Source organism: Gracilimonas sp. BCB1, assembly GCF_040117685.2.
Lineage (GTDB): Bacteria > Bacteroidota > Rhodothermia > Balneolales > Balneolaceae > Gracilimonas.
On sequence record NZ_JBEDYP020000012.1, the window covers coordinates 393,160 to 413,233 of the forward strand.

Genomic DNA, 20,074 nt, shown 5'->3' on the forward strand with positions numbered 1-20,074 from the left:
GCTTTAACTAACGGTTGGAATGTACAAAAAGACTGGAAGAATTGGAGAGCGGAATTAGAGAAAAAAGGTATGTTATGAGCTTCGAGTAATTGGGTTGTAATATGCTGAACGGCGCTACAAATCGGCTTCAATTTTTAAAAAAATATAACGTTACCATAAGGTTTTCAGTTTTATTTCTCAGATTGGAAAACTACATTTGCTCTGCGTTGGCCCTTGGGCCGTAGTATCGACCTATAACCTGGGAGGAAGTATCAAACGAGCAAAGAAAAGGACAGTCTTATCAGGCTTGCTCTGTATGTGTATTTTATTGGCTATTCCACTGTTTTCACAAGCACAAACTGAAAACTTTGATAACTACGTTGCAACCCAGTACGGTTTAGAAGAAGGCCTTCCCCAGAATTCTATAAACCATATTATTCAGACACAGGACGGGTATATATGGATGGTGACCTATGGAGGGCTGGTGCGTTTTGATGGAAACGCATTTACGGTATTCAATAAGTCTAATGTAAGCGGATTGGCGACGGAGCGAATTCTTGAATTGTATGAAGACCGTCGGGGCGGAATCTGGTTGTTCCTGGAAGGGGATTTAGGGTATGTGCAGCGGTTCGAAGATGGAAAGATAGAAACCTTTGGTTTTGGACAAGAAGGAGGCAGTCGCATAGAGTTAAACGAAGATGCAAATGAAGTGCTGTGGGCAACTGCCTATGGAAACGCTTATCGATTTACTGAAACCGGGTTTGTAAGAAAAGAAGTAATAATTGATTCATCTTTAGCAGAAGAAGCCAAAAACGATACCACAGGTGTCTGGCTGGCTTACGATTATAAAATAGTTAAAACCCTGGGCGAAAGGGTCGTGCAAATCGAGAATAATGAGCCGGAGGAAAAGAACACTCATCTTGGGTATATAGAAGTGATCGAGTACCCTAAGCATTCCGGTCAGCTTTTTATCGGAACGGTTGACAAAGGGATCATCATTCAAACTGAAAACTCCCGTCAGGTTTTTGATAAAGAAAACGGAGCCAGTAACAATAATTTCGTTCGCTTTGAGAAATTTGATGAGGACAAACTCATAGTTAATTTCCCCGGGGATATCCGTATTTGGGAAGGAGATGAGTTCAGGCAGGTGACCCCGATACCCGAACAGTTGAATGTAATTTACCGGAGTATATTAAAGGATAATGAAGGCAACTATTGGTTCGGAACAGATGGAGATGGATTATTTAAGCTCCGGGCTACCCCCATCCATATGATAGATGTAGATCAGGGATTGAAAAATGAAAAAATGCTTGCCCTGACTAAACTAAATGATGGAAAGGCTCTTTTTGCGACTAATTGCGGTGGTATTTACTACTGGGATGGGGTTAAAGTCAGCCATTCAAATTTAAACCAATTAATACCTGGAAAGTGTAATTGGGCTGTATATCAGGATTCAAAGAAGAGGATCTGGGTTGGTTCAGATAGAATACGTTATGTTCCGACTTTTGAAGGTCCAAGTAAAACTTTTGGTTTAGATGATGGATTTACTTCAGAAAGAATTTTTGGAATTTCTGAGGATAAAAAGGGGCATATCTGGGTGCTAACAGAGGATGGTGTTTTTATTTACAACGGGGATTACTTCAAGCACCTGACGATAGAAGACGGTCTTTACTTTAATAGTATCCGAACCGCATTTGAAGATAGCCACGGCAGAATGTGGATTGGTACAAGAGCCGGTTTAAACAGAATTGATGACGGAGAAATCAAAAAAATCGAATTGATGAGCAATGAACCGGGATCTGTTCAAAATAATCAGCCTCCGGTTCGTGCAATTTATGAGGATGAAGAGGGATATTATTGGATAGGAACCTATGGAAATGGTCTTTTCAGAATTGATGATAACCAAATAGTCAATGTCACAAGAAAAGACGGCCTCTATGATGACATTATCTCCCATATTGTAGAAGATGAAAGAGGAAATTTTTGGATGGGGAGCAACCGGGGTATTTCTATGGTTAACAGGGACAGTCTCAACCGGTTCATTGAAGGCGAAAAGAATGGTGTACAAGCCTATTCTTTTGGAACCGCTGAAGGGATGAATTCAGCCGAGACAAACGGAGGCTTTCATCCAAGTACTTTTACCGATTCCTTGGGGCAAATATATTTTCCAACGGTTGCTGGTGTTGCTGTAGTAAATCCGGCTCACGTAGAATTCAATGAAGTTCAGCCACCTGTATACATTGAAAATTTACGTACAAATGAAGGGGAAGTGCCATTCGATTCATCTATAGAGTTATCTCACAGTACGCCCTTTCTTGAAATCAATTACACTGCGATTAGCTTCACAGATCCGAAGAAAGTTCAATTCAGGTACATTATGAGAGGCTATGATGACACGTGGATTGAAGTGGGGGGGCGAAGAAGCGCGCTTTACTCAAAATTACCGCCGGGGGAATACACCTTTCAGGTTATAGCCGGTAATGAAGACGGGATATGGAATACAGAGGGAGCATCGTTGAACATCACGGTAATTCCCCCGTTCTGGCAAACTTCCTGGTTCTATTCGTTGGTGGTTTTGATGATAACAGGAGTAGCGGGTTTTATCTATTATGTAAGAATTGAGCAGCTGAAACGACAAAACGAACGACAGAAGCGCTTCACAGAACAATTGATTGAGTCAGAAGAACATGAAAGAAAGCGAATAGCCTCTGAATTGCATGATAGTCTTGGTCAGCAAATACTGGTTATAAAAAATCGCGCGGAATTGGCTCGTAAATTAGTTGAAAATCCTGATGAACTTGGTGAGCAGCTGGATGAAATTATGCAAAGTGCTACCACATCAATCGAAGAGGTTAGGTCTATCTCCCACGACCTTCGCCCTGTTCATCTCGAAAGGTTTGGGCTCACGGATGCCGTGAAAAACTTATGTGAGCAAATTCAGGAAACATCTGCATTGGAGTGGGCTTATCATGTGGATGATATAGACGGGATTATCCCCGGGAAAAAAGAAATTCACTTTTACAGGGTGGTACAGGAAGGGGTTAACAATATTCTGAAACACTCCGGAGCAACTCAGGCATCAGTAATTATTAAAAAGAGGCCATCAGGGATAACATCAGTCCTTTGGGATAACGGAATAGGTTTTAAGGTGGGTGAAAAGAAGAATACGGCAGGTCTTGGGCTATCGGGCATGGGTGAACGAATTGAGACGCTGGGTGGTACGGTTGACATTCAATCAGCCAAAGAGGAAGGAACAACCATAAAAATTGTAATACCGATCAACGAATGGGCAATGTCATGAAAATACTAATCGCTGACGATCACCCTCTGATGTTGAAAGGGCTTCAGCAGGTGCTGGAAAGTCAAAAAAAATATGAGATTATTACGGCTCAGAATGGGGAAGAGGCACTGGGATATATCCGTGAAGAAAAGCCACGGATAGCCGTACTGGATATTGAAATGCCCCAAAAAACCGGTTTTGAAGTAGCCCGGCAGGTGCACTATGAGAGCCTGCCTGTTGATATCATTTTTTTGACGATGTACAAAGATGAATCCATGTTTAATAAAGCCATGGATATTGGGGTGAAAGGCTATGTGCTGAAAGAGAATACCGTTTCCGAAATCACGCAGTGCCTGCAGAACGTGTTGAAGGGAGAACACTATCTGAGTCCGGCCATATCTAACTTCCTGATCCGAAGAAATTCGAAGCTGGTGTCACCGGCAAGCGATAAAGATGGGCTGAATGCACTTACCAGGACAGAAAAGAGAATTATCAAAGAATTGGCCGACCTGAAAACCAGTCAGGAGATAGCTGATGAGCATAATGTGAGCATCAAAACTATTCAGAATCATCGCAACAATATTTGTAATAAACTGGGGCTTAGCGGAACCCATGCTCTTCTAAAATACGCTGTAGAACACGCTTCAAAGATAAAATAAGGTTATTTATAGGTACTTGTACCTATGCGAATGAGTAGCTCTTCCTATAGAATAAAGAGAGGATTAAGGTGAGATTAGGTCTGGGTATAACCGGATTGTTGGCTTTTCGGGTAATCAGGCCCTTCAAAAAAAAATAAACCTTAATACATGAACATACTGATTGTGGATGACCATGCCGATATGAGGCGCATGCTGAAGCATGTTATCGCAGTAGGCATCGGGAATATATCAGGGGTCACAGAGTGTGAAAACGGTGAACAAGCAATTTCACTTTATCACAGCCTGAAACCCGATTGCGTACTTATGGACATTGAGCTGGATACCATGTCAGGATTTGAAGCTGTAGAGAAAATCATGCAGACTGATTCAGGGGCAAAAGTAGTGATAGTTACCAGCCATAATAATCCCCTGTTCAAGACCAAAGCCGAAGAGTTAAAAGTTCAAGGGTTTGTAAGCAAAGACAAACTGATCGAGCTTGTACCCATTTTAAACACCTTATCAAAACAATACAGAGCATTATGAAAACCGTTATTACGTTGGCACTTAAGTCTCTCTTTTTTCTGTTAATCATCGGGGTGAATCCGGCCATGGCACAGTTTGGGCCACCTCCATCTGGTCCAATTGCAGACTTCGTGGAAATTTCCGGAACGCTGGAAGTAGGTGAAACGCTCACCGGCAGCTATGAATACAACGATCCTGACGGTTTTCCGGAAGATGGCTCAACCTATCAGTGGTTTCGGGCCGATGATGAATTCGCTAGCGGGTATACGGCTATAAGCGGGGCAACCGATACTACCTATACCTTGGTGGCTGCCGACGACGGGAAATATATCAGCTTTGTAGTTATTCCTTCTAATGGCACTGAAACCGGTATGCCTGCAGAAAGCATGCTGGAAGGTCCGGTAGGATCAGGTTCTGGAGGTGGGGGAAACACACCACCTGAGGCCAGCAACGTATCTTTTTCAGGGACGCTGGAAGTTGGGGAGACTCTGACAGGTTCCTACGATTATAGCGATGCAGACAGCGATCCCGAAAGCGGTTCACTATATATCTGGTACCGGATCGATGAATTGAATAAAACTCCTATTGCAGGAGCAGAATCTGAGACCTACACCTTAGTAGCTGATGATGAAGGAAATGACATTAGTTTTGCCGTGATTCCCAGCGATGGCATTGACGCAGGTGCCGAAGAGGAAAGTTCAAGTCAGGGTCCTGTTGCAGCTGAGCCAACAACACCTGCGGTTAGCTTTGCCGGAGGTACCGGAAGTGAAGCCAACCCATATCAGGTAGCGACGCTTGAGCAGCTGCAAGCGCTTAAAGACGGACCTTCTTTACATTTTGTGTTGAACAATGATTTGGATGCCTCCGCGACCTCTACCTGGAATTCAGGAGAAGGCTTTGTACCCATTGGAGGAGATTCCCCTTTTACCGGAAGCTTTGACGGACAAGGATTTGTGATTACCGGACTGACCATTTCTCGTTCTACGGAAGATTACGTAGGTTTATTTGCGGTTATAGGTGACAGCGGATCAGTTAAAGACATTGGCTTAGAGCAACTCTCGATAACCGGCGGAGGTAATACAGGGGGGCTGGCCGGCGAAAATAATGGAAGCATTTCAGGCAGCTATGCTGACGGAGATGTGGATGGATCAGCCATTGTTGGTGGACTTGTAGGGTTAAACAATGCTACCATCAGTGAAAGCTATTCAGCAGGTACGGTAGATGGTACGCAAGACATTGGAGGTTTGGTCGGACTACATAGTTTAGGCACCATCTCAAAAAGTTACTCAACCAGTGATGCCACCGGGACCGCAAATAACGTAGGTGGGTTAATTGGCTTTAGCTATGATAATGTAGAAAACAGTTATGCCACCGGTTCGGCAAATGGTGATACCAATATAGGTGGTCTTGTCGGAAACTATAACAGTGGAACGGTAAGCAACAGTTATTCTACAGGTTCGGTAACCGGTAGTTCAAATGTTGGTGGTTTTATAGGTCAAAAAAACAGCTTTGCCGCAGCTTCGAATTCTTTTTGGGATACCCAGACTAGTAGTCAGGCGGCTGCAACCGGTATTGGCAGCACCACCGGGATTACCGGTCAAACAACCACCGAAATGCAAACACAAAGCACCTTTACCGATGCTGGCTGGGATTTTACCGGTATCTGGGTAATGAGTGGATATCCTACTCTTAAAGCACTAGTGGGGAATACAGCTCCGGTTGTAACTAATGCCGTTGCTGACTTTTCAGTAAACGAAGATAGCTCTGTAGATCCCATAAGCTTTACCGATGTATTCAGTGACAGCGAAGATAATGATGCAGATTTGACTTACTCATTGGTATCAAATTCAAATACTTCGTTAGTGTTCACTTCGGTTGACAATACGCAAGATATTTTGGGCATTCTTTTGCAATCCAATGCAAATGGGTCGACAAATATCACTATTCAGGCTGAAGACAGTGAAGGATTAACGGTGCAGGAAAGTTTTACCATTACCGTGGATCCGGTGAATGATGGACCAGTATTTACACTGGTGGGTGACCAAAACTCAAATGAGGACGGGGGAGAGCAAACAGTAGAAAGTTTTCTCAGAATCAGTTCCAATGGGGCAGATGACGAGTCTGCACAGGCTTTAAGTATAACTGTAGAGTCGGATAATGAAGCTTTATTCTCCGTACAACCATCCATTGATCTTACAACAGGTACTCTTAGTTATACGGCCTCACCCGATAGTAATGGTACAGCAACAGTGACTGTTACTGTGAGTGACGACGGCGGTACAGCAAATGGGGGTACAGATCAAACGGTAAAAACATTTGATATCACAGTAAATCCGGTGAATGATGCGCCCTATGCGAGAATTCTGTATCCCAACCCGGAAGTTGAAAATAACTCAGGGCCATTCTCTCAGTCACTTTTTATTGGATATTTTAACCCGGGCCCTTCTAATGAATCCGGTCAGAAACCGTTGGAATATGCGGTTAGTACAGGAGATTCGAGTTTGTTCGAAGTCCAGCCTAAAATCGAAATTACAGGTACGGCACCTTCAGGTGGTTACCAATATGCGGGGACATTAACATTTACACCTTCTTCAGATACGGCAGGAGTTACGGCTGTAACTGTTCAGGTCATTGATGACGGGGGTACAGAAAATGGTGGGGTAAATACATATGAAATAGGATTTACCATTACGATAAATCAGGGAAACAGAGCTCCGGTTGCCAGTAGTGCATCTATCTCAGGGTATCCTAAAACAGGAGAAACCATTGCCGCTACCTATGATTTTGAAGATGCAGATGGCGATGCCAATGCAGGTGCTGCTTTCCAGTGGTACCGCCAAACTTCAGAATGGGTTGATTACAGTGTGGTAATATCTGAAACGAAGATTGTTGGAGCTACAGACTCTATATATACCATCACAACGGGGGATGCTTTTAGCGAGTTACGCGTAGAGGTTATCCCATTTGACGGTACAGCGTATGGCGATACCGTTACCAGTGGATATGTTAAAGCAAGTCCCTTTGAAGGAGGTTCCGGCACAGAGGCTGATCCTTATTTGATCTCTACGGCCGACCAGTTGAATGCCATGAGGGACGTATATTCTGATCAGGCTTATAGTTTAGATGGGCATTTTAAATTAGTTAATGATATCAACCTTGATATAGCTCCATACAATGAAGGAGAGGGTTGGGTGCCAATCACAAGGGGAGAGTCCATTTGGTTTGTTGGAAGTCTGGATGGAGACAATTACTCCATTACCGGATTGTATATTAACAGCACGGCTCAAGACGAATATGTAGGTTTGATCGGTGCGCATTCGGGTACAGTTCGTAATCTCAAACTTGAGGAAGTCAATTTACAAGCTACCACAAATTATGACTATGTAGGCCCTATAGGTTATGTGTCTGGTGGAATGGTTTCAAATGTACACGTTACAGGTAATGTTTCTGGGCCAACGGCAGGCGGTATTGCAGGGGCTTTGTGGAACGATGGTATCATTACAGAAAGTTCATTTACAGGTACGGTTACCGGAGCTACCGTAGGTGGAATTGCGGGGCAAATAGAATCTGAAGAATTCAGTGAAAATACCACAATCAGCAAAAGCTACTCAACCGGGTCGGTTAGTGGAGCAGATGCAGGTGGTATTGCAGGCTTCAGTTATGGTGGTACTATAACCGATAGTTATTCTGCAGCTGAAGTAACTGGCAGCAGTAAGGCTGGAGGAGTTATTGGAAATACTAGCCAAACCATAACCATCACCAATAGTTATGCAATTGGATTGGTTTCAGGTAATGCTGGTGGAATAAGTGGCGGTGAATTCGGAAATGTACAGGCAACCAATGTATTCTGGGATATTGAGACTACCACACAGGATAGTGCATATAACGGTTATAATATAGAGGGGGCAACGGGCCTTACAACCGCGGCCATGAAAGACTCCCTCACCTTTGCCAATGCTGGTTTCGACTTCACAAATACCTGGGCAATTATGACGGGAGATACTGTAAGTTATCCTTATCTAAATAATAATCCGCAAACACCGGTGCCGGGTAAGGTGAAAACTAATTCTGCACCAATTGTAAGTACACCTATATCGGATGTTACGGTAGATGGAAATGCGCCAAATACGGTCATTGATGTAAGCACTAATTTCAGTGATTTGGAAACGGCTTCCGGTTCATTAATCTACAGTGTGGAAGCAAATGATAATCCTGAGCTACTCACTGCTATGATTAGTAATTCTGCACTAACTCTGGATTATCAAACCAATCAATTCGGAACGGCAAAAATAACTGTACGTGCTAGTGATGGAGAGTTAAGTGTTGAAGATAGTTTTGTGGTTACTGTAAATGAAGTAAATATTGCCCCAATTTTCACATCAAATTATGATGTATCGACAGCGGTATATGCAGGTGATGAAGAAAAGTTTGATGTAAGTGCCCAAGATGAAAACCCACTGTCATTAGAATTCAGTAATGACGGAATGAAAATGTTTGTACTTGGATATGATAATGCTGTTATCGAGTATGAGTTAGGGGTAGCCTATGATGTATCTACAGCAGTTTATTCTGGAATCGAGGAAGAGTTTAATCTTGATGCTGAAGAGGAAACTACACATGCTTTTACCTTTAATGCTGATGGAACAAAAATGTATGTGATAGGAGTGGCGAATGATAAGGTGGTAGAATATAACCTTAGTTCTGCTTTTGATGTGTCTACGGCTGTACATGCAGCTGGAGAAGGGTATTCTGTAGGTGTAGAGTTTACGAGGCCGTATGGTTTAACTTTTAACAGTCAAGGGACGAAGATGTATGTAGTCGGATCTAATGAAACTACGGGAGAGGTTTTGATTGTTGAGTATGTCTTAGGAGTGGCTTTTGACGTGTCGACTGTTACACAAAGTGGGGCAAAGAATAAATTTTCTTTATTGTCTGAATTGATATCTCCAACAGATTTAATTTTCAACGGAGATGGTACAAAGCTATTTGTTATAGAATATTCAGGTTTTTCTACAGATGATTACAGGCTTGATAGATCTGTGGTAGAATATTCTCTTGGTACAGCTTACGATTTATCGACAGCGGTTTATGCAGGAGATGATCAAGCAATTAATGTAAGGAACCAAGCGTCGGCTCCATATGGTATAGAATTTAATGCAGATGGGTCAAAAATGTTTATTATTGGTTTTAGTGACTCAGTGTATGAATATAATTTAGCATCAGGCACTCCAACACACGTTAACTTTGCTGAAAATACCACGGGCACGGTGATTGACGTGCAAGCCACCGATGGTGATGGCGGGGCTACGGATGCCGGTATAACTTATTCCATTATAGGTGGAGCTGATGCTGACTTCTTTGCCATTGATGGTGCAACGGGTGAACTCACCTTTAAAAATGCTCCTGAATTTGGAAACCCAGCTGATATGGATGCTGACAATGTGTATGAAGTTGTAGTGCAAGCTGACGATGGATTACCTTCTAATAACAAGGCAAATATTACAATTAATGTTACCGTTACCGGAGTACTTGAGAATAAATTCTTTATTGCGGAGAATGGGGTAACCATTAAAGCCTATTCAACAGTGCAGGTTGGTGAAAGTGATGTGCTAAACTATGATTTGGATAAAGATGGAGTAGCCGAGGAAGTGACTTTTACACTTAGAGACCGAGATGGAATAAAAAAATTGTTGAAGGATGACAACAATAATCCCGAATTGGCAAAAACAGTTACGACCGGAATAACAGATATGAGTAATCTATTTTCTTTGTCAAGTTTTAATCAACCTATTGGTCACTGGGATGTGTCTTCAGTAACTAATATGAAAAACATGTTTGATAGAGCATCCATTTTCAATCAGGATATAGGCGATTGGGATGTTTCATTGGTAACTGATATGAGTTCCATGTTTGCTGGATCATATTTTAATCAACCAATTGGTGAATGGGATGTGTCTTCTGTAAAACATATGAAACTAATGTTTAGTGGGTCACTTTTTGATCAGCCAATAGGAAAGTGGAATGTATCATTAGTTAAAGACATGAGTAGTATGTTTGCAACCAATTATTATTTTAATCAAGATCTAAATTCTTGGGACATATCTGGTGTTGAAAATACTAATTATATGTTTGAAGCGGCATGGTCTTTCAATAACGGAAATGCACCTCGCCAGAAAACAAAAATAGAGAATGGCAAAGAAGTTGTTAGCAGCTTGAACTGGAATGTCTCTCAGGTAACCAACATGGCCAGCATGTTTCAGGGAGCCAAAGCATTCAATCAGGACATCAGTTCCTGGGATATATCCAATGTGAAGTATTTTGATACAGCACCGGATACCACAAATAAGCAGGCAAAAGTAAATACTACAACTCCGGGGGCAATTTCCGGATTCCTGGTGGGTTCAGGCTTAAGCTCTGAAAATGCCAGCAAGATGTTCGTTGGCTGGAAAGACAAAATTAATACGGCCGTTCAAAGTATTAATATCGGTAAGATTGAGCTGGATGCGTTGGGTGCAGCCGCATTAAACGAAGTGCAGCAGGCTACAGGAATTCAGATTTCATGGGGTGGACAAGAAGGGGTAGATGATGAGCCGGAATTTGCCGACTTGCCTAACCCGTTTGAAATTGCCACCGAAGATACCCGTATTCTGAATCTCTGGGAGTATGTAAGTGATGTGGCCACGCCGGATAACGAGCTGCAGTTCAGCTTCGATATCATTTCTGACACGGTGGAAACGATTGGGTTTGATAACACGAATGGAGAACTGGCCATCACTGCCCGTGCCGATGCCGACACTTTCTTTGTAGCCATACAAGTGGCCAACAATCAAAACATTGTGTCGCTCGATACCCTGGAAGTTCGAGTCGATCCAAGCTTCATCACTTCAGATGAAATGATGGCGGCTCTTCCGGATGAGTTCGAGTTAAACCAAAACTACCCGAATCCATTCAACCCGACCACCGCCATACGATATGGCGTGCCGCAAAGCAGTGAGGTCCGCCTGGAAGTATTCGATATGCTGGGACGGAAAGTGGCCACCCTGGTGAATGGAGAACGGCAGCGGGCCGGCTGGCATCAGGTCAACTTCGATGCCTCCCGCCTGGCTTCGGGAATGTATCTCTACCGTATTGTAGCCGGTAAATATGTACAGACCAGAAAGATGATGCTGATTAAGTAAGTCGAATTCTGATTACAGATCTTTTCAAGCCTCGCTCATTTATTTGGGCGGGGCTTTTTTAAATCAGTTGCCAAAATATAGGTACTTGTACCTATACGAATGAGTAGCTCTTCCTATAGATTATAAAGCGGATTACAGAGATCATTGCATTGGGTATAAACCGGTTTGTTGGCATATAGGGTCAGCCCTTCATTAAATAAATGCTTCCTGAGCGCATTACGTGTGATGTAACTCTCCCTTAAAGATCAAGCATTCCTCCCGCAATAAAGTAGTCACTAATATGTCGGGACTTTACTCAGTTTTTCTCGAATAAATACATATCAAAGATTATGAAAACCGTTATCACGCTGGCACTTAAATCTATCTTTTTTCTGTTAATCATCGGGGTGAACCCGGCTTTTGCCCAGTTCTCGGGCGGGTCCGGAACCGAAGGAGATCCCTATCAGGTAGCTACCGCTGCCGACCTGGACAACGTCCGGAATTACCTGGGCAGCCACTTTATTATGACGGCTAACATTGACCTGACCTCGGCTACCGGTGATCCTTCCGGAGCCTACTGGAACGGCGGGGCCGGCTGGCGAGCCATCGGGGCAGATGATACCGATTTATTTTTACCCATTCCGTTTACCGGAAGCTTTGATGGGAACGGCCATACCATCCTTGGGTTACATATGGATCAGGCCGATAGCGCAGGTGTTGGGTTGTTCAAATACCTGGGAAGTCCGGGATCCATTACCAAAGTAGGTCTGGCAGAAGTAGATATTACCGGGTTTACCAACGTAGGCGGATTGATTGGGTCAACGGTAGTGGATAACCCGGAAACAGACCCGCTGCCAACCGTGGATTCTGTTTTTGTGACCGGTTCGGTGACTGGTGGTGATAATATAGGAGGTGTGATCGGCAATCAGTTTGCCACAAACCTGAGCCACGCCTGGTCTACAGCAACGGTAGTGGGTAATGGAGGGTTTGCGTATTACGGTGGACTGGTTGGATATATAGACGGGGGAAGTATTTCGGAGAGTTATGCCACAGGAACAGTTACTGAGACATCAGGTTTTGGCAATCAGGTCGGTGGATTAGTTGGAGGTGCAGGGGGCGGAATTGCCGTAACCATCAATAACAGCTATGCTACCGGGGCAGTAACAGGCTACGATGACGTAGCGAGCTTGGTAGGTGCAGTATTCGGAGGCGTAACCATTACCAATACTTATGCCACCGGTGCGGTGAGCGGAGACGTATCTGCCGTAAACCTGGGTGGTCTGGTAGGTTTTGAAGATGATTATACGTTGGGAAGCTTGGGTAATACCTACACCAACAGTTACTGGGATTCCACCACAACCGGACAGGGAAGCAGTACAGGTGGTACGGCTAAAACCACAGCCGAAATGCAGACGCAGTCCACCTTCAGCGGGTGGGACTTTAGTGGCACCTGGCAGATGGATGGTTACCCCGCATTGCGGAACCTGAGCTTTGGCCCAACCAATTTTGCTCCTACCGCTTCTAATATAGTAGTAAGCAACGATACCGACCCGGGGCAGGCTCCCGAAGAGGGGGATGTACTGTCAGTAAGTTATGACTATAACGATGTGGAAGGTGACCTTGAATCGGGAACTACCTTCCAGTGGTACCGGGCCGATGACGGGGCCGGAACCAACGCGGCGGCTATTTCCGGGGCCTTTAGTGATAGTTATTCGGTGACGTCCACCGATGCTGGAAAATTCCTGCGGATTGATATTACCCCGAATGATGGGGCTGATGCCGGTATTACAGTATCCAGCAGTTATGTGGAAGTAGAAGTGGGGAATACTGCACCGGGTGTAAGTAGTGCTATAGCCGATTTTTCCGTAAACGAAGATGCTGCAGACAGTACTCTTGATTTGACCTCCGTATTCTCTGATGCAGAACAGACTTCCGGTGAGCTGACCTTCTCTGTGGTTTCTAACAGTAATGCAGCTTTAGTTACGGCTACGGTAGACAATACAACCGATCTGTTGACTTTGTCTTATCAGCCCGATTCTTCAGGAACTGCGGATATTATCATACAGGCTGAAGACAATGGCGGATTGACCGTGCAGGATAGTTTCACCATTACAATAAATGCCGTGAATGATGCACCCGTTGTAGTTAGTGCTATTGCGGATATAACTGTTAATGAAGAAGGTGCCATAAGTGATATAGATCTGACTGCCATATTCAGTGATGTTGAGCAGCCGGCTGCAGATCTCAGTTATTTCGTTGTCAGTAACACCAATTCTGAACTGGTGAACCTGGCTATTGATCAAAATACCAATCTTCTGTCCTTTACCCTTTCCCCCGACACCTATGGAGAAGCGGAGGTAGTTGTTGGAGCTGTCGATGAAGAATTTTCCAGTGTGAGTGATACGTTGAACATAACAGTGAACCCTGTGGCACTTCAGATTACATTATTATCTGATCGGGCCGACACACTTACGGTGTATTCTGGTTTTTCCGATACCCTTCGATTTAATATTCATGATGCAAACGGAAATGCGGTAACAACAGATACAGACCTAAACTTGGCAGGTTCTGTGAGCAATACCGTAGATTTAGTTAGCAGTAATGACCCCGTTTACGATACAGAAAAAGAGCATTGGTTTATCGACTTTGTTTCTGAAGACAATTATAGCACGTTGGGTTCTATATCACTAAATGTTGAGTATACAAACCATGCTGATCTTGGGGATGAGCAAACGGTAATTCTCGACCCCCGTGGCAATCGGCCGTTTATAACTACCTGGGATGTCAGTGGTGATAACATGTCGGTCACCTTCCCAACCGCCGACCAGGTTGATGGTAAAGATCTTTCCAACTATGATTTTCGCATCGAATGGGGGAACGGGGAGTCGGAATGGATTAATGGAGCGGCACCTACTGTAGCCAAAACCTATGCTTCAGAAGGAACTCATACGGTTAAGATTTCCGGTGATTTCCCTTATCTGGCGGGAACAGTAGTTTTTGGTTCCAGTGAGTCGACAGGGAATATGCTGTCTGTTGCACAATGGGGCGATATCGAATGGGAAAGTATGAAAAACAGCTTTGCTTCTATTCCCAATCTCGGCCTATCAGCAGGCGATGTTCCTGATCTTTCTGCTGTCACTTCGATGGAAGACATGTTTGCCTTTTCGGGCATTACCACTCCGGATTTATCGAATTGGGACGTCTCAGGAGTTACGAATATGAACGGCATATTTAGTTTTGCTGCCAATTTTAATAGCGATATTTCCGCCTGGAATGTGGGAAGTGTACAAAAAATGAATAAGATGTTTTTCTATGCCCAATCCTTTAATCAGGATATTGGAGTGTGGAATATAGCTGCTGTAGACAGCATGCAGAGTATGTTTGGCGGGGCACAGGCATTTAATCAAAATTTGGCGGAATGGGATATCTCAAATGTTAAGGGCTTTCAAGCAGAGGGAGCAAATCCTGGGTTTATGGATGGTACGGCTCTTACAACAGAAAATTACGATTCTCTCTTAGCCGGATGGGGTGCCCAATCGGCTCAACCGGATCTCAACATTAGCTTTGGAGAAACTCAGTACTCACTTGGAGGAATTGCCGGTCGTACACAATTAGAAAATGCCGGTTGGACCATCAATGATGGCGGACTTTCAAGCAACCCGTTTATCACAACATGGCGCACATCATCTGATAACGAAACCATTACGATTCCTACGGGCGGTGGAGCAGAGATCACCGACTTTAATTTCCAGATCTCTTGGGGCGATGGAACCGTGGAAACGATCACCGGAGACGATCCTGATCCAACCCACACCTATGCGACAGCTGGAGACTACACCGTGAATATATCTGGGGTATTCCCATACCTGCGTCCCGATGCCGACGGTGATCTCGATCAATTGATATCGATCGATGGATGGGGAAGTACTCCTTGGGAGAATATGAATCAGAGCTTTGCCTGGGCGCGGAATATGACCTACAACGCTGAAGATGCTCCGGATCTGTCGAATGTTACGGACTTAGGAGCCATGTTCTTTGCCGCTGAAAAATTCAATGGTGATCTGAGCAACTGGAACACCTCGAGCATCACCTACACCGGTTTTATGTTTGATGGAGCAAAGCAGTTCAATGGAGATATTTCAACCTGGGATGTTTCTAAAGTGACCTACATGCGGGAGATGTTCCAGAATGCAGACTCTTTGAATCAGGACCTGAGCAAATGGAATGTCTCTGCTGTAACCAATATGCAAGGCATGTTTCAGGATACCGATTCCTTTAACGGGGATGTATCTACCTGGAATACCGGATCTGCAACCACGATGTTTGGGATGTTTGCAAATGCATCTTCCTTCAATCAGGATGTGACTGGCTGGGACGTTTCGAAGGTGACTGATTTTGGAGCTATGTTCCTAAATGCTGCTAACTTCGACCAGGATATCAGCAATTGGGATATTACCAGCGCTACTCGTTTGGATAACGGGCAGTTTGGCTTTCTGCAAGGAACCAGTTTTTCTCAACAGAATTATGATATGCTGTTGTATAAATGGAATCAGTTAGAGGGCCTACCGGAAAACCTTTCGCTGAACGTAGGTGATGCAAAATATGGACCTGCTTCAGCTGCACGTGATAATCTAACAGGATTCAAAGGCTGGACATTGACTGATGGCGGTCGTTACAATATGTTCATTACCACCTGGGAAGTAACATCCGAAGAACCAACCATCCAGCTTGGGACAAAAGGCGGTGAAGATCTCTCCGATTTCGATGTGGTTGTTGATTGGGGAGATGGAACCGTGGAAAGATATACCGGAGATGCACCTTTGATTTCTCATACCTATACAGAATTCGGTACGGAGACCATCAGAATTGCCGGTGTATTCCCGGAAATGAATGCCAGCGCAGAAGGAGCTACCATAGCAAATATCAGAAGCGTGGTCTTGTGGGGAGATATTCAGTGGGAAAGCATGGCCTCTATGTTTGATGGAGCTGAAACTCTTGAACTCAGAAACTTAGACACTCCTGATCTTTCATCAGTTAATAGTATGCAGAGGATGTTTGCCAGTAATAACAGTGAGTCATCCTTTAATTCCGATATTTCCGGTTGGAATGTTTCCGCTGTGACTAATATGCACGGGATGTTTCTTGGGGCTAAAACCTTTAATCAAGATATTTCTGGGTGGGATGTTAGCTCAGTGACCAACATGGAAGGAATGTTTGCATTAGCTCACGCTTTTGACCAAAGCCTGGGTGATTGGGATATCAGAAACGTAGAAACCTTTGATGTATCAAACATTTTTGGTTTTATGTCAGAAACTAATTTGTCTACAGAAAATTACGATTCTACACTGGTTGGCTGGGCAGAGAAAGTGAATTCTAACGCTGAACGTACCGTCTCATTTGGAAACGCCACCCGTTCCATTATTTCTACATCGAGCTATAATGATCTTACAGAACTTGGCTGGACGATCAATGATGGTGGGACAGCGACTGAATTTACCACCCGCTGGCAAACAACTTCTGCCAATGAGACCGTAACCATTCCAACCCGTGGAGGAACAGAAATTACCGATTTCGATTTTACCATCGACTGGGGCGACGGAACCCTGGAAACGTACACCGGCGATGACCCGGACCCCTCACACACTTATGCTGATGCGGGTACCTACACCGTAATGATCGGAGGAGTATTCCCACATATGTATGTAACTAATGAAGGGGAACTAGATCAGCTCGTATCTTTGGAAAGCTGGGGTTCCCTGAAATGGGAAAGCATGGAGCGCATGTTTGCCTGGGCCCGAAACATGGAATACAACGCTACGGATGCACCGGATCTGAGTAATGTGACTTCCACTGCAGCTATGTTCTTTGCGGCAGAGAAAGTGAACGCCGATCTGAACGAATGGGATGTTTCCAATGTAACCGATATGAGCTACATGTTTGATGGCGCATTTGCATTTAATGGAGACATCACGAGTTGGAATACAGCCAATGTGACCACTATGCGAGATATGTTCCAGTTTGCTACTTCCTTTAATCAGGATATTTCGAGATGGGATGTTAGTAGTGTAACTGATATGAGGTTTATTTTTTCTGATGCGGTTAATTTTAATCAGGATATAAGTAAATGGTGTGTCCTATCGATTCGAGAAAAGCCAGCAGGTTTTGATACTAACAGTAAACTTATAACGACTCAAATCCCCAAATGGGGTACTTGTACCGGATTAAGTATCACTGCTCTACTTGCACCCTATAATGGTGCTGATGTATCGCTAAATCCTACATTTATATGGGAAGATTCGGACAGTGCTATAACGTACGACCTGCGTTGGGCTGCTAACTCAGAATTTACCGATTCTACAATTATTGAAGGGCTCAAAGATACTACTTTTACCGTTGTAACTGACCTTAATGAAGGAGTTAAGTACTTTTGGCAGGTACGCGGGGTAGGTAAAAAATTAAAAAGTAATTGGAGTGACCCCTACACTTTTACTGCGACAAAAACCTTTTTCTTAGCTGAAAATGGAGTAACCATTATTTGCACAAATGCGAAAGTGGGCGAAACTGGTGAGGTTAATGGGATAAATTACACAAAGCGCAAAAAAGACCAAATAACCATTAAAAATGCTGCTTACACTTGTACCAGTGGGATCACTGATATGTCATCTATGTTTCATTTTAAACGGTCATTCAATGAGGATGTTAGCAGTTGGGATGTCTCCTCCGTGACCGACATGAATCAGATGTTTGCGGTTACCGATTCTTTTAATCAAGATATAGGTAATTGGGATGTTTCCTCGGTAAAGGACATGAGAAGAATGTTTTGGCATAGCCTTTCCTTCAATCAGGATATTGGGGGTTGGGATGTATCTTCAGTTACCAAGATGAATTTTATGTTTAGCGATGCTCATTCATTCAATCAAGATATAGGTAATTGGGACGTCTCATCAGTAACTAATATGTCGTGGGTATTTAACGATGCTGAATCTTTTAATCAAGATATCGGCAGCTGGAATGTGGGCTCTGTAACTAGCATGCATATGATGTTTCATGGAGCTCGATCATTTAATCAAGATATTGGAGATTGGAATGTTTCTTCAGTAACCAGCATGTATTTTATGTTCGAAAATGCTCATTCCTTCAATCAGGATATAGGAGGTTGGGATGTATCTTCAGTGAATGAGATGAGTTGGATGTTCAGGAATGCTCGGTCTTTTAATCAGAACCTTAGTAACTGGGATCTAAGCAATGTTATGGCTACTCAAGAGATGTTCTCTGGCGCCACTGCTTTCAATAATGGGAATAGTCCATTTCAACAAGCAAAAACCTTTGGTGGAGTTGAAGTATTTACTTCTTTAGACTGGGATGTCTCCAACGTAACCAACATGGCAAGTATGTTTCAGGGTGCAAAATCCTTCAATCAGGATATCAGCAGCTGGGATATTTCCAACGTGCAGTATTTTGATGAGGGGCCTAGCTCCAGTGCCAAACCGGAAGGAAGCAATCAGGAGTCTTTAGCTAAAGAAACGGGCTCCGTGAAAACAAAAGATTTCGCACCTACTGAAACGGAGCGTGGTTCTGTGGAATTTGCCAATGGCAATGCTTTAAATGGTAAACCGGCAATTAACGCTCCTGAAAATGAGAAACGGCCTAAGCTAAATCAAAGCAATACGAGTACTACCGAACCGGATTCCATCGCCGGCTTCCTGGTGGGCTCGGGTTTAAGCTCAGAAAACGCCAGCAAGATGTTTGTGGAATGGTCGAAACGAGACCTGCAGGATGGAGTGAGCATCAACATCGGAGCCATTGAGCTGGACGAAGCCGGTGCCAATGCCATGAAAACCCTACGTGAGGCAAACAATATGACCGTTGCCTGGGGTGGACAGCAGGGTGTAGATGATGAACCTCAGTTTGAAGGCTTACCAAGTCCCTACGAAATCAGAACAGAAGATACCCGAATAATAAGGCTCTGGAATTATGTAAGTGATGTTTCTACACCTGATAACCAGCTGAAGTTCAAGTTTGATATCATATCAGACTCTGCAGAAACGGTAAGTTACGATAACATAAACGGAGAACTGGCGATCACCGCCCGGGCAGATGCCGACACTTTCTTTGTGGCCATTCAAGTTTCAAACACCGATGGGATCACTTCTCTGGATACTATGGAAGTTCGTACGGATCCCAATTTCATTACATCCGCAGAACTTATGGCGCAACTACCGGATGAGTTCGAGTTAAATCAAAACTACCCGAATCCATTCAACCCGACCACCGTCATACGATATGGCGTGCCGCAAAGCAGTGAGGTCCGCCTTGAAGTATTTGATATGCTGGGCCGAAAAGTAGCCACTCTGGTGAATGGGGAACGGCAGCGGGCCGGCTGGCATCAGGTGAACTTCGACGCCTCCCGCCTGGCTTCGGGTATGTATCTCTACCGCATCGTAGCCGGTAAATATGTACAGACAAAGAAGATGATGCTCATCAAATAAGCCGAATTC

At 44.0% G+C, this 20,074-nt stretch carries 5 protein-coding genes; all 5 read left to right on the top strand.

Features of this window, described 5'->3' with window-relative positions; genetic code table 11:
- The first annotated feature begins 295 nt into the window (after positions 1 to 295).
- Positions 296 to 3,280, top strand: a complete 2,985-nt coding sequence (locus tag ABFW99_RS08275; protein WP_440707469.1) for a two-component regulator propeller domain-containing protein — start codon at positions 296 to 298, stop codon at positions 3,278 to 3,280.
- A complete protein-coding gene (locus ABFW99_RS08280; RefSeq protein WP_349353900.1) occupies positions 3,277 to 3,918 on the top strand; it encodes a response regulator transcription factor in 642 nt (213 codons plus the stop codon). Before ABFW99_RS08275 ends, ABFW99_RS08280 begins: the two co-directional genes overlap by 4 nt.
- 147 nt (positions 3,919 to 4,065) lie before the next feature.
- Complete coding sequence (locus tag ABFW99_RS08285) at positions 4,066 to 4,440, top strand: response regulator transcription factor (RefSeq protein ID WP_349353901.1); 375 nt, start codon at positions 4,066 to 4,068, stop codon at positions 4,438 to 4,440.
- Positions 4,437 to 11,597 carry a BspA family leucine-rich repeat surface protein gene (locus tag ABFW99_RS08290; RefSeq protein WP_440707470.1) on the top strand — a complete coding sequence of 2,387 codons (7,161 nt, stop codon included), beginning with the start codon at positions 4,437 to 4,439 and terminating at the stop codon, positions 11,595 to 11,597. The genes ABFW99_RS08285 and ABFW99_RS08290 overlap by 4 nt, the downstream gene beginning before the upstream one ends.
- 329 nt (positions 11,598 to 11,926) lie before the next feature.
- Positions 11,927 to 20,065, top strand: a complete 8,139-nt coding sequence (locus tag ABFW99_RS08295) for a BspA family leucine-rich repeat surface protein (protein WP_349353903.1) — start codon at positions 11,927 to 11,929, stop codon at positions 20,063 to 20,065.
- Positions 20,066 to 20,074 lie beyond the last annotated feature (9 nt).

What these genes read in the sequence shown, in the direction of transcription:
- ABFW99_RS08275 (WP_440707469.1), top strand. Translation starts at nt 296, where the DNA reads ATGTGTATTTTATTGGCTATTCCACTGTTTTCACAAGCACAAACTGAA.
- ABFW99_RS08290 (WP_440707470.1), top strand. Translation starts at nt 4,437, where the DNA reads ATGAAAACCGTTATTACGTTGGCACTTAAGTCTCTCTTTTTTCTGTTA.
- ABFW99_RS08280 (WP_349353900.1), top strand. Translation starts at nt 3,277, where the DNA reads ATGAAAATACTAATCGCTGACGATCACCCTCTGATGTTGAAAGGGCTT.
- ABFW99_RS08295 (WP_349353903.1), top strand. Translation starts at nt 11,927, where the DNA reads ATGAAAACCGTTATCACGCTGGCACTTAAATCTATCTTTTTTCTGTTA.
- ABFW99_RS08285 (WP_349353901.1), top strand. Translation starts at nt 4,066, where the DNA reads ATGAACATACTGATTGTGGATGACCATGCCGATATGAGGCGCATGCTG.